15 protein-coding genes are annotated in these 12,630 nt (G+C 61.1%); 8 read left to right on the forward strand and 7 right to left on the reverse strand.

The annotated features are described in order from the left end of the window. Window positions 1–13 precede the first annotated feature (13 nt). The 7 genes from ACVWWN_RS12835 to ACVWWN_RS12865 all read right to left on the reverse strand — a co-directional run bounded on the left by ACVWWN_RS12835 (window position 14) and on the right by ACVWWN_RS12865 (window position 5,983). Window positions 14–808, reverse strand: coding sequence for an ABC transporter permease (locus tag ACVWWN_RS12835; RefSeq protein ID WP_457144237.1), 795 nt, complete (start codon window positions 806–808; stop codon window positions 14–16). After that, window positions 805–1,548 (reverse strand): ABC transporter permease, encoded by a 744-nt coding sequence (locus tag ACVWWN_RS12840; RefSeq protein WP_457144238.1) that lies wholly within the window; start codon window positions 1,546–1,548, stop codon window positions 805–807. The genes ACVWWN_RS12835 and ACVWWN_RS12840 overlap by 4 nt, the downstream gene beginning before the upstream one ends. Next, complete coding sequence (locus ACVWWN_RS12845) at window positions 1,545–2,477, reverse strand: ATP-binding cassette domain-containing protein (protein ID WP_457144239.1); 933 nt, start codon at window positions 2,475–2,477, stop codon at window positions 1,545–1,547. Before ACVWWN_RS12845 ends, ACVWWN_RS12840 begins: the two co-directional genes overlap by 4 nt. A 217-nt stretch (window positions 2,478–2,694) precedes the next feature. Continuing rightward, window positions 2,695–3,780: an acyltransferase family protein gene (locus ACVWWN_RS12850; RefSeq protein ID WP_457144240.1), complete on the reverse strand. Its 1,086-nt coding sequence runs from the start codon at window positions 3,778–3,780 to the stop codon at window positions 2,695–2,697. Then, window positions 3,774–4,643 (reverse strand): class I SAM-dependent methyltransferase, encoded by an 870-nt coding sequence (locus tag ACVWWN_RS12855; protein WP_457144241.1) that lies wholly within the window; start codon window positions 4,641–4,643, stop codon window positions 3,774–3,776. The genes ACVWWN_RS12850 and ACVWWN_RS12855 overlap by 7 nt, the downstream gene beginning before the upstream one ends. An 18-nt stretch (window positions 4,644–4,661) precedes the next feature. Then, window positions 4,662–4,901 (reverse strand): hypothetical protein, encoded by a 240-nt coding sequence (locus tag ACVWWN_RS12860; protein ID WP_457144242.1) that lies wholly within the window; start codon window positions 4,899–4,901, stop codon window positions 4,662–4,664. Window positions 4,902–5,731: 830 nt separating this feature from the next. Then, the gene (locus tag ACVWWN_RS12865; RefSeq protein WP_457144243.1) at window positions 5,732–5,983 is read right to left on the reverse strand and encodes a hypothetical protein; all 252 of its coding nucleotides are present in this window, start codon (window positions 5,981–5,983) and stop codon (window positions 5,732–5,734) included. Window positions 5,984–6,263: 280 nt separating this feature from the next. On the opposite strand from ACVWWN_RS12865, the gene ACVWWN_RS12870 reads away from it, so the two are divergent. The 8 genes from ACVWWN_RS12870 (at window position 6,264) to ACVWWN_RS12905 (ending at window position 12,614) form a co-directional block, all read left to right on the forward strand. Continuing rightward, window positions 6,264–6,668: a hypothetical protein gene (locus ACVWWN_RS12870; protein ID WP_457144244.1), complete on the forward strand. Its 405-nt coding sequence runs from the start codon at window positions 6,264–6,266 to the stop codon at window positions 6,666–6,668. 442 nt (window positions 6,669–7,110) lie between these two features. Then, window positions 7,111–7,488, forward strand: a complete 378-nt coding sequence (locus ACVWWN_RS12875; protein WP_457144245.1) for a class I SAM-dependent methyltransferase — start codon at window positions 7,111–7,113, stop codon at window positions 7,486–7,488. A 203-nt stretch (window positions 7,489–7,691) separates the two neighbouring features. After that, a complete protein-coding gene (locus tag ACVWWN_RS12880; protein ID WP_457144246.1) occupies window positions 7,692–8,162 on the forward strand; it encodes a TylF/MycF/NovP-related O-methyltransferase in 471 nt (156 codons plus the stop codon). Between the two features lie 22 nt (window positions 8,163–8,184). Then, window positions 8,185–8,595, forward strand: a complete 411-nt coding sequence (locus tag ACVWWN_RS12885; protein WP_457149108.1) for a TylF/MycF/NovP-related O-methyltransferase — start codon at window positions 8,185–8,187, stop codon at window positions 8,593–8,595. Next, window positions 8,565–9,815, forward strand: a complete 1,251-nt coding sequence (locus tag ACVWWN_RS12890) for a glycosyltransferase (protein ID WP_457144247.1) — start codon at window positions 8,565–8,567, stop codon at window positions 9,813–9,815. Before ACVWWN_RS12885 ends, ACVWWN_RS12890 begins: the two co-directional genes overlap by 31 nt. Before the next feature lie 65 nt (window positions 9,816–9,880). After that, window positions 9,881–10,642, forward strand: coding sequence for a methyltransferase domain-containing protein (locus ACVWWN_RS12895; protein ID WP_457144248.1), 762 nt, complete (start codon window positions 9,881–9,883; stop codon window positions 10,640–10,642). Between the two features lie 5 nt (window positions 10,643–10,647). Continuing rightward, a complete protein-coding gene (locus tag ACVWWN_RS12900; protein ID WP_457144249.1) occupies window positions 10,648–11,646 on the forward strand; it encodes a rhamnan synthesis F family protein in 999 nt (332 codons plus the stop codon). A 113-nt stretch (window positions 11,647–11,759) separates the two neighbouring features. Continuing rightward, window positions 11,760–12,614 carry a class I SAM-dependent methyltransferase gene (locus tag ACVWWN_RS12905; protein ID WP_457144250.1) on the forward strand — a complete coding sequence of 285 codons (855 nt, stop codon included), beginning with the start codon at window positions 11,760–11,762 and terminating at the stop codon, window positions 12,612–12,614. The last annotated feature ends 16 nt before the right edge of the window (window positions 12,615–12,630 follow it).

Here is a 12,630-nt window from a genome sequence, read left to right on the forward strand (position 1 = left end):
TTGTCCGGCCGGGCTATCCGGCCTCGGCAGCGAGACGGTATCTGCGCACGGCCAGCGGCCCGAACACGACAGCGAAGGCCAGCGCCCAAGCAAAGGTCAGCGTCAGCGGCCAGACCGCGGACGTTCCTTCGATGAAGGCCCGCATCGACTCGATCGCCAGTGACATCGGTTGGTATTGAATCACTGGCCGTACCCAGGTCGGGAACATTTCGAGGGGAGCAGCGCCAGAGCTGGAGAACACCATCCCAATGGACCCCGTCGCCAGATAGGTGAAGAGTGTGTTCACGTTAGGTCCCGCGGAAAGTGCGAACGTCAGAATGACGGTGGCAAAGACAACGACCACCACAACCGGCACGATCAGGAACGGAACCACCGCGATCCAGCCGCCCCTGAATCGGACCCCGAGGGCCACGCCGACGCTGGTGATCAGCGCGGCAGCCACCAGCGTTCGCGCCGCCTCGGCGATCAGCCTGCCGACGATGACACTGGCCCGATGGACGGGAAACGTCCACCAGCGGCTGAGGAGACCGCTGGATTTCTCGAAGGGCACCGAAAAGCCTGCGCCCAGCGCGCCGAACATGCCTCCCGCCAGGGCGCACATCGGCACCAACCCGTCGAGATTGTCCGTACCGGTGATGATCACCATCGACTTACCGACCAGCAGGTAATAAACGATCAGCAGGAGGGTCGGAAGCAAAACACTCTGCAGGGGTAGCACCGGCATGTTTCGCCACTGTTTGAAATGTCGACCGGCGAACAACAAACTCTCCGCGACCATCGACGTACGCGGCGGCGTGGTCGTGGTCACTCCGTCCGCCGTTGAATTCGTAGTGCAATTGCACCGAACACGACCAGCAGCCCTAAACACCAGGCCACGGTGCTCACCACATTGCTGCCTATCACATGACCGACAGAAAACCCGCGCAGCGTTTCGGTGACCTGCGAGATGGGCTGATAGCGCACGAAGGGCTGCAGCCAGTCGGGGAATGCCGTGGCCGGTGCCATCCCGGTGGATAGCAACACCAGCAACAACTGTGGAATCAGCAGCAACTGGCTGGCTGCGTCGACCGTGTAGTTGCGAGATCCGGTGGCATCGGCACCGAGCGACAGTGTCAAAGTCAACAGCAGAGCCAACACAACGAAAGCCGCGGCAAAGAGGGGTCCCCCCGTCATCCGGAAGCCGAACACATAGGCCACGGCGATCGCGGCAATCAAGGCCAGGGCACCCCGCAGCAGGCAGTAGAGCATGCGAGCCATCAACGGTGCCGCCGGGGAGATCGCGAACGTTCGCAGGCGAACACTGATGCCGAGGCGGCGGTCACTCGAGGCTCGCTCAGTAGTGGTCAACGCCCCGAAGAGCATCGCCTGGACAACCACGGCAGGAAGGACGTATTGGACATAGCTCATACCGCCCGTGTCGATCACGTTCTGCAAAGCAGCGGTGGCGCCGATGAGAGTAACGACGGGGGTCAAAATCCCAAACAGTAGGTCACGATCACGCAGCGAGGCCAGCACCACGCGTTCGGTCAGCGCGACAACCGCGGTCATGCGGTGACTTCGGATGAGGTGAGCTGGAGAAACACCTCATCGAGCGACGGCTTGCGAAGCGATATGTCGAGCAGGTCGACGCCGAGGTTCTCGACCCGGCGCAGCACGTCGACGAGAGTCGCCACGCCATCTCTGGCTGGCACCGATACCGCGTTCGTAGCATAGACGAGCTCTGCGCCCTCGATGTCTGCCACTACGGCGAAAATCCGGCTCAAGTCCGCCGGATTGACCGGCGTCACGTCGCAATAGCCCATACCCACGCGTCGTTTCAGATCCTCGGCCGTCCCGCTGGCTATCACCTGTCCCGTGTCGAGGATGACGATCGAATCGCTGAGAACGTCCGCCTCGTCGAGGTACTGCGTCGTCAACAAAACCGTGATGTTCTGCTCGGACAGCGATGATACGAGGGACCACACGTCACGGCGGCTGCGCGGATCGAGACCGGTTGTCGGCTCATCGAGGAAAAGCACTTTCGGCGGAACCACCAGAGCGGCGGCAATATCGATGCGACGCCGCATCCCGCCGGAATACGTGTACACCTGCCGGTCGGCAGCCTGCTGCATTTCGAACCGCTCGATCAGTTCCTCGGCCCCCCGCCGTGCCTCCTGGCGCTTCAGCCCGCGGAGTCGTCCGAACAACACCAGGTTCTCCCGGCCGGTGAGCAACTGATCGAGGGCGGCGTCCTGCGCAGTGAGTCCGATGCTCGCCCGTACCTGAGCGGGCTGGCGGCCAACGTCATACCCCGCCACCACCGCTTGGCCGGCGGTTGGCCGCATCAAGGTGGAGAGGATTTTGATGACCGTCGTCTTGCCGGCGCCGTTGTGGCCGAGCAAAGCACACACGGACCCGGTGGGAACAGAGAAACTGACGTCCCGCAAGGCGGTAACGGTCCCATCGAAGGTCTTGGCAACGCCCTCAAGCTCAATCACAAATGCACACTATTCCGTTGGTTGTAGAGGTCCGACCAGACGTTTTCTGACCGCATCCTCTCATGAAATCACCGTCGGCGTTACGCGCAACCGCGGCGTCCAGCAACTCCCCCACGGCTGAGCGTAACGGGTCGTGGTAAGCGATGGAAAACGACCGCAGACGAACGTCTTTTGCAGCTGCGGCGAGAGCGGCTCCCGCAACGGTCGCCGGTTGAATTCAAGGTGTCGGCGCCTCCTCTGCCACGCGCATGATCGACCGGTGCTTCAGGCGCATCGCGGGTGGCTCTACGAGCCAGGAGCTGAGAAAGGCCAACGGCAGGGTGCCGATGAAGACAATCAGGATGTAGGCGATCAGCGGCATCCGGGCTCCGCCCGTCAGAACTACCAGCTGCTGAACTGGCCAGGCGTAGATGTATACACCGTACGAGATGTCAAATTTCGCACCGACCTTCGATAGCGGGAGGACATTGCCCAGTACCAACACCAGGTACGCCATCGGAAGCGCGCCGAGATGCGGGCCCAGGTTCACCGCGATCGCGACCGCGAATACCACGATCGCCGTCGCAATGTGGACAGCGTTCACGCGTATGCGATCTCCGAAGAGCAATAAAAGCATTCCGCTGATGAACGCGATGATCATCCAGACGATGAGCTGAGTCATCTCCGGGATTGGAGCGCCGAACCTGCCTGCGAGCGCAACGCCGGTGAGCACGACGAAACCTATGACGGTCGCGATGGGCAGAGCTTTGCGCGGCAACAAGCTGGCCATGACACCAATGCCGATATAGCACCACGCTTCCCAGTACAGCGTCCACAGCGGCCCGTCCCAGTTTCGCGGGAACGGCACGTTGGCAAGCGTGTCCGCGATACCCGGCTGCGGAAATGGAGCCGGCGGGTAAAGCGGCAAATTGTGCAGGACGTAGGTGATCGAACTGACCGGGTGCCAGACGGCTATCGGGTCGAAAAGCTCGGAAAGGGGCGCGAACACGAAGGCGACGACGAGCAGCGCCACGATGAACGCCGGCATGATCCGTAGGCCGCGGGCCAGGTAGAAATCTCGCGCCGGCCGGCCGTTGAGGCGACTGCGGGTGATGAGGAATCCGGAGATGCCAAAGAACCCGAAGACCGCCCACGAGCCAAGGTAGGCGCCGCCGAAGTGAGGCTGCGGCTCGCGCCCGGTCAACGGCCATGAATGCGACACGATTACGGCTGACGCGAAAAGCAGTCGCAGCGCGTTTAGTGAGTTGGCACGCGGATCAAAAGTTGCTGCCAGCGTGGTCGCCGTCAAGTATCGGGTTACCATTCGGGCGCAGTAGTGCGATTTGGCTCCCGACTTCCCAAGTAGGGTCGGGCCGCACCCTTGGTCGAGCGTTCGACAAGAATCGGCGGGACGAAGCGTTCGATTCGTTTTCGGAGCGATTGGATGGTCGGATTCTCAATGACGAGAAGGCTCGACCCGGAAACGAGTTGCGTGCCGAAATTAAGGTTTTGTCCCTGGTCGGCGGCCCAGTCGGTCAAATATTCGCGTGTCTGGCGCGCCACGTCGGGATTCCATGCGCCATAGAATTTCTGCTCGGTCATGCAGATTGGCAGCAGGGCGTCATTTGCGACGGCTTCCCAGACGGCCGCCGCCACTCCGGGCGTGTGTAGCTGGCGAATATCGTCCATCACAATCACGCCGGTGTCGCTCATCAGGCCCTTGACGTTGGCGATGTCGGCGCGAACGACGGTGTAGAGGTGTCCGCCGTCGACGTGGGCGAAACGCAGAGACTGGGCGGTCACCCGTTCGGCGATGTGCTCAGACAGTTCGGGAATGACCACCGGCGACTGGTGCACATATCGTGAATAGTTGTCTTCGAACTTGCGCCGATTAAGCCCGTTATATGACTGCACATTCTCTGCGGTGTTTTCTGCATCGCCACCGGCATCGTCGAAGACGTCGCACACAATGACTTTCTCTGTGGACCGTGCGTGCAGACCCAAGACGATTGCGCTCTTTCCGTACAGCGCTCCAATCTCAAGCAGGTCGCCTTGAATATCGTGTGAAAATTGCATCCGAAGAACTTGATCGAAGAGCAGGAAATCGATGTCCCAGAAAGCTCCGACGATCGAATTTCGCTCGCGCCAGTATTCGTCAAGACATCCGGACACGTTCTGCAACGTCATTCGTAACCCCGCGTTCGCTCAGAGCAGCAGTGCGCCGATACTACGTGCTGGCCAATGACAGCGCAGGGGCACCGTATCGTCGGCAGCTATCCGGAGGTCTGAACGGCTGACGGCGGCCTCTTCGCTGCCGCGGAGGCTGTGCAGTGCTCCGACAACGTAGAACAGGCCCATCCCCAGTGCGAGATTCACGGGGCCGGCGGCAAGTGCGAGTCGGACCGCACCGTCGGTGGCACCGGCGAGCTCACCCTTGAGCCACATGCGGTCACGAGCCCAGCGTTGTCCGCGTCGGCCCGTCGGAATTCGGACGGCAGAATGGCGCGCACATCCGTGTCTGAGAAAATCGCGGGGAGTCGACGCGCATCAGGGGATATAGGGGACAAGCTGTGTGCTCACCCAACCGGCGATTCCAACCGCCACCCAGCCGCGGTCGGTCACCGGCGGGCGCGCCGCAAGGGTACGGACGGAGAACCAGGCCCTTGGTCGCTGAATCGCGATGACCCCCAAGCGCCCTGATTGTTGCTTGGCGCCACCCAACAGGACCATGGCCACGCTAAATGCCGCCATGGCGGCGACCCGAGGAGCTCACGTGCACAACGCTTTTGAAAACCGGTTGCGAGCTGAAGACCGACGAGTATGCCGGCGACGAGACTCGTGGCGGCTCCCAATGTGTAGGACAGGCAGCTGAGGACCGCCACAACGAGTCCACCAAACCAGCGAAGGGAGAATGCCCGAGCGGGGGCGAAGGAGACCAGCGCAGCAATGCCGAGGAGCAGCGTGAGGTAGAGCCGCGACTGAACCGCCCGAACGTGTTCTTGTCGGCGATCGGCACCGCAAACAATAACGCTACGAACCAGCCCAGCAGCATCCGCCGCGATGGCGCGACGAGAGGCATCAGCAGCGCCGCCAACCAGGTGATCAGTGCAGTGTGAAATATCGCGTTGAGGATCATCTGCGACCGTGTGTTCCACTCGCCGGCCAGTTCGCTGTGCAGCAACGCGAGTATGCGGGTAACGAAAATGCGATCTTCGTTGGCGGCTCGAACGGGCCGGCGAATGACAGCGTGCCGTTGAGATACGGCGCATCTGGCGTCAGGGCATCCGCGTCCCATTGATCGCGGAATGGCATCGGTGAACCGAGTGCCGAATGGTGACGAGTTTGGCGCCGACCACGGTGCACGCAACCGCAGCGGCCAGCGCGAAGGTACCCTTCCGCTTCTCCGGCGGGGCGGATGACGAGTTGCCCGTAGCCGTCGGGTGCGCCAGGATCGTCGGCACCGAGCGGAAACCGCTGGTGATCGACCGCATCGACGGCGATGTCAGGGCCAGATTGTCGTCACGCATGTTGCTGTGTACCCCGGCGCGGTTCAGCGCTCGTGGGGTCGGGCGCTTGTAGTTCGGTGTTTTCCTTCAGCACGGCCGTGGTCGTCAGGTGACCGATGACGAGAGCCGACCGGCTCGCAGCCGTGATCAAATCGTGTCGATTCGCTGAACTTATACACGGGATCTGCTCAGCCTCCTCTCAGGTAGCGTGCATATGTTTTGGGCAAATGGAAGAAAAGTTGCCATCGACGGTTGCCTTTCGTCCGACTTTGAAGGCGCCGCAAACGGCAAGGGGTCTGTTATGGACACATTTGAATCTCTTGTGGTCTGCCGGTGTGAGACTTGCGCCGAGGTAGCGTTACCGCACTACACCAGCTCGCTCGACGCATCGGCTGCCGTCCGCAGCATCGGCACGGCAAACCCCGGCTTCGTCCCTGACGCCCTTCTCGACTCATATCCCGGCGACACCACCACGGCCGTGCTGGAGCTCTGCTTGGCAAACCGTTGGCTGAGATGCGAGGGCGGTTATCAGATCATTCACAGTCCGCTGGTGGATATGGTCGTTGCCGTCCGCGACCGGGTTGCCCGCGACATTGCGCTCTGTCAACATGCCGGCAGCCACAGCCCACGGCATGACGACCCGGACTGCTGCGGGGTCTGTGGAATGTGGATCGGCGACGACCTGGCTAAGCGCCTCAGCGCCTAGAGACGAAGCTGTCAAACGTCTTGTGCACAGCGTCGGATGGGACGCACCGGCAACGCGAATTTATATTATCGAAGTCGCATATTTTGCTGTCGAAGAGTTCGTACGATGGCCCCGACATGACCTCGGCCGAATACCCGGCCGCTATCAAGAAGGGTGCTATCCGGCTTGAAGCCCCGTATCCGCGACTTCAGGGTTGGGCTGGCCCTATCGCGCCGACCGCCGTTCGTCACCTGGCGGCACCCGTACCGCGGCAGGCACCGCATGCTCAAAGCGCTCGGTCCGGTGCTAGGCGCCGAAGTGAGTTTGGGCCGTCTCCGATACGCCCGCGTCAGATAGCGAGCTGACATCAATCTTCGAGGCGGCGCAGAACATCCACAAGTTCCGGCATTATCTGCCCGTATACGACTCCGCGCTTTCAACGATCCGTTCGCGCCCGGTACGAATGCTCGAAATCGGCGTTGCACGCGGCGGCTCCCTGCAGATGTGGCGCCAGTATCTTCACCCCGAGTCGGTGATCGTCGGCATCGACATCGACCCGGCCACTGAGCGTTTCGATGATTCCACCCAACGGCTGCATGTGCGGATCGGCCGTCAGCAGGACACGTCTTTCCTGCAGAGCGTTGTCAGCGAACTCGGCCCCTTCGACGTGATCCTGGACGACGGCAGCCACATGACGTCGCACATGGTGGCAACTTTTCGCTACATGTTCGTGAAAGGACTGGCGCCAGCGGGTGTCTACATCGTCGAGGATGTCGCGGCCAAACATTGGAGACCGTTCCGAGACAGCCCGATGTCGCGATGCATGCGCACTACCAAGTAACCGACAAAGAGATCAGTTTCCGCGAGGGTGACCCGCAACGTTTGACGGAGCTCGCCGTGCCACTCGCGACCACGCTCGTTGAGAAGTCGAATTTTACGACTCGATAGCGGTGATCCACCGCGCGAAGGGGTGTCGGGAGGTGCCGCGCACCGTTTATCGGTAGCCACGAACCAATGACTGAGTACCACGCAGAAAGTGAGACCATGGCCGCCCTGTTCGATGACCCCGTCGACCTGTACATCGAACTAGTCAAGAAGAGCCTGACCTGTTCGCTGTATGAGCGTAACGATGGTATGGACTACAAACCGGACGAGAGCTGGCGGCGCGCAATTGTACGGAAGCTGCTGCCACGCGATGTCTCTTTGGTCCAGCGAATCCCGGATGCTGAACGGGTCGACGGCAAGGACTGGCCGTCACTCGCGGTGACGATGGTCGGGACCAAGCGTCTGGATAATCTTCACCATTGGGTTGAGACCGTGTTGAAAGACGACATACCCGGCGACCTGATAGAAACCGGCATCTGGCGCGGCGGCAGCGTCATCCTGATGCGGGCCATATTGAACGCCCACGGCGTTACCGACCGAACGGTATTCGCAGCCGACTCGTTCCAGGGCCTGCCGAAGCCGGACGCGGTGCGTTACCCCCGCCGACGAAGGCAGCGTGTTCTGAATTAGTGACGACGTACTCGCCGTCTCTCTGGAGCAGGTTCGCGCCAATGTCGCCCGGTTTGGCCTACTCGACGATCAGGTGCAGTTTCTCAAGGGCTGGTTCAAGGACACGTTGCCGACGGCCCCGATCGAGAAGCTCGCAGTGGCTCGCCTCGACGGCGACATGTACGAAAGCACGATGCAGGCGATCGAGGCGCTGTACCCCAAGTTGCAGCCCGGCGGGTACCTGATCGTCGACGACTATGGCGCCGTCCCGGCGTGCGAATGTGCGATAAGTGACTATAGGGAACGCTTCGGCATTACCGAGTCGATAGAAACGATCGATTGGACGGCGCCTTGTGGCGCAAGCAATGAATTAACCCAGTTAATACGCGGATCCCTACCCGGTCGGCTGCCTGACGCCCTACTGTGGCACCACTGCATATTGACTGTGCAGTAAAAGGCCAAGGTTTTCGGGACGCCAACGGGTGGGGAATGATTCAAGAAGCGCCAGAACGGGCCGGCGTATCAATCATCTGTGTCTACAACGACCCGGATGTCCGCCGCGATTGCCTTGACAGATCCGTCAATCTCGCGGCCGATCCCGGCACGGTCGAGTACATCCCAATCGACAATACCGGTGGCGCTTTCGCGAGTGCGGGCGCCGCGCTGAACGCAGGAATACGTAAGGCTCGCCACCAAGTGATGGTGCTCGTGCACCAAGACATCTACCTTCACTCGATCGATCGGATCCTCGAGGTGGCGACGATGCTGCTGGCGGACCGGCAGTGGGGCTTGTTCGGCGCGATCGGAGTGCCGGCACGTGGTCCACACATCGGGCGCGTGAGGGATCGAGTGCAGCTCATGGGCCAGAGCTCACCGTCTCCCTCCGAGGTGGTCAATCTCGACGAGGTCCTTATCATGGGCCGCCGGGATGTCCTGCGGCAGAATCCGCTGTCCGAGGATGAGCGATTGGCCTGGCACGCATACGGGGCCGAGCTTTGTGTCCGCCTGCGATCGCGCGGATTCAAGATCGGCGCAGTGAACTTAGAGATCACCCATAACAGCCTGACCACCGACGAGTACAAGGCCAGGTTGAATGTCGCACATGGTCACTTGGCCGCGCTCTACCCTGATCAGCTTCCGATCAGCACCACTTGCGGCGTAGTTCGGGATCCGAGTTCTTGGTTGACAAAGGTGTCGGGCGATGGATTCCTTTGGCGCAACACGTGGATGCTGGAATCGATCCTTGCCGCCAGGGCCAGCCGCCGGATCGGGGCGCCAGCGGTACTGAGCGACATATGTTTCGTTGTCGACGCGTTCGACCTGCAGGGCGCCCTTGAAGTGATCAATCTCGATCGCGAGCATACATTCGCAGAATCGGCCGGAGATGAGGTAAGGCTGCACCGAAGGGCGCGCGAGGTGTACTTCACTGCCGTATCCGACAGGGAATCCCTTCTCGAAAGCGTGGAGCGCTCCATCGCAGCAGGCCGCGCGGCTCTAATCACCGATGTATCGCTTGAGGATCTCCCCGCGATCGTGCGTGCCGCCGGTCGCACTGGTCCGCGACTGGTGGGTGTCTGCGGGGACAGCCTTTGGTTACTTCTCCGCGCCCCGACACAGCTTCCGCGGAAACTGCAGACTGCGCGAGCTACCCCGTTGTTCGCTGGGCGTTCTTAGCCTCCAGTGGGCGTTGTGCAACTCGAATGGGACGTGTGCAACGATCGAAGAAATTTGGGAGGGATATGCGCGCGGGCATCAAAGAATATGTCTCGAGGCCGGCCGTCGACCTGTACTTCTATCTGCGGTATGACCGATGGCGCTTACCGTTCCGGCAGTACAGGCCGTTCGTCGACAACAAGGATGGTGTCGAGGTAGGCGGCCCGAGCGCGGTGTTCAGCACCGTGCTGCCGGTGTACCCGCACGTACGGTCATTAGATGGTGTCAACTTCGCCACGGATACCATTTGGGAGGGTCGCATCCACGCCGGCGAGAGGTACGACTTCTTCGGCGACAAGGCCGGCCGTCAATTCATCGCTGATGCTACCGACTTGAGCGAAATCGATTCCGATCAGTACGATTTCCTGCTGTCTTCGAACTGCTTGGAGCATGTCGCCAACCCCATCAAGGCGCTCGTCGAGTGGAAGCGAGTCGTACGAGCGGGCGGTGGGTTTGTACTCGTCTTGCCGAATCAGGCCAGCAACTTCGACCACCGACGACCGGTGACCGAATTCGACCACCTGCTGGACGACTTCACCAAAGATGTCGGGGAGGACGACCTTACCCACTTGGACGAGATCTTGGCGAACCATGACTTGTCGATGGACCCGCCGGCAGGCACCCTGACTCAGTTCAAAGAACGAAGCCTGAAGAACCTGCATAACCGGACGCTTCACCACCACGTCTTCGACGTCCAGCTGATCGAAGCTCTTCTGTGCCATCTGAATCTGGAGATTCTCGATATCAGCACAACCCGAACCGATTTCTTCGCGCTTGCGAGAAAATAATGGGGGTGCTTTCCCCCAACAAGCGAGAGGCGCTGCGTTACCGCTTCGGCCGCGACGCACTTCGCTTCATCTGTGAAACGCACCAGGAGGTGCCGGCGCACCCGCCGCCCGACCGTCGGACCCTGGTTCTGTTCGCCCACTACGACCCAGACGGCGTCGTTGATCCTTACGTCGTCTATTACCTGCAGGCACTGCATGGGCTCGGCGCCACCATCGTGTTCGTCTCGGGCTCACCCACCCTCACGCCGGAGTCGGTCGAACCGATTCGCACCCTCTGCGCCGGCATCTATACCCGGTATACCTTGTCACTGGATTTCGGCTCGTGGCACCTCGCGTGGAACATCCTGCGGCGGCGCGGTTGGTCGCTTGACCAATTCGACCGCTTCGTGATTGCCAACGACAGCATTTACGGTCCGTTGTTCCCCATCGAAGAGATGTGGAGCACTTTTCAAGGTGCCGACATGTACGGCGCGATCGAGAGCCGCGAGCAGGGGCGGCATCTGCAGTCGTTTTTCCTTGCCTGGGAACTCAATTCGCGCACGCGGCCCTTCCTCGACGATTTTTGGAACGGCTTCCAGTACGTCGTCGAAAAGTTCAAGCTCATCACCCGATATGAAATCGGCTTGTCCAAACGGGCCCGCAAGGCGGGGCTGACGATGAGGGCGTTCGCGTCCGCCGACGCGATCGAAGCGGCAATAGCGCGATCTCCGGCACACCAGTGGGCCGACAGACTATCCGGGCCGCCGACGAACAACAGCCTCTACTTCTGGGACGGCTTGATCGAGCACCTCCACTTTCCGTTCCTCAAGACGATCCTGCCGCGACACAACGACCCGTGGCACGACTCCATGGCCGACTTGAGGAGCTTCATCGAGCAGCACACGTCCTACCCGTACGCGTTGATCCAAACGAACGTCAACAGGCTGGGCGGTGGAGCGGAATCCTGGGTCAGACCACCTCCTGCGCCGCCGCGCCCCACGCAGCGCTTCGGGCGCCAACGCTGAACACAAGAAGGGCACGCGACGCTCAGCAAACATGTTCACCTGCCTATCCAGATGACACGCACAGCCGGCGCACCGCTACGATCTGACGGAACCAGAAGAGGGGAGTGTCGTCGGTGAGGTTGCCTAGCGCCGGTGAGGTGCTGAACGCTGCCCGAACGATGCGTCTGTTCCATCCGCCCGGACACTTCTATTCCCCGGTGTCCAGCGTGGCCGACGCCGACCGTGCACGCGCCCAGCGTGCCGGTCTCGAGGTCAGCGACGCCTATGACCTGCGCGCTGAGCAGCAGATCGAATTCGCCAGCCAAATCGGGCCGAAATGGGGCGATTTCTCGAAGACATGGCGTCGGTACGCGCCGGATAACGAGTACTTCGGGCTAGGCGACGGAGCCATTTACTACTCCATCCTGACGACCTTCCGGCCGAAGCGCATCGTGGAGGTCGGCTCCGGCTTTTCCTCGGCGGTCGCTCTGGACGTCCGCGATAAAGAACTACCTGACGTCGAACTGACCTTCATCGAGCCCTACCCGAAACGCCTGTCGCGTCTGCTCGGCGAAGGAGACGACAGGACGGCCACGATCCATCGGAGTGCCGTCCAGGACGTTCCCCTCGACGTCTTCGATGAGCTCGGCGAAAACGACATCCTGTTCATCGACAGCACCCATGTGAGCAAGCCGGGCAGCGACGTGAACTGGCTGTTCTTCCGGGTCCTTCCGCGGTTGAAGCCGGGCGTGCTGGTGCACATCCACGACATTTTCTTTCCGTTCGAGTATCCCGATGCTTGGCTGGCCGAACGGCGCAGCTGGAATGAGGCGTATCTGTTGCGCGCGTTCCTCAGCTACAACGACACCTTTGAAATCCTGTTCTTCAACTCGTGGTTTTGGCTGAAGCACCGGGAGCTGGTACGTCAGTACTTCCCCGAGGGCTTGAAGGTATATCCAGGCGGTATCTGGCTTCGACGGACCTCGTAGCGATTGCGAGAACGTG

The sequence above is a fragment of the Mycobacterium sp. URHB0021 genome, assembly GCF_054057895.1.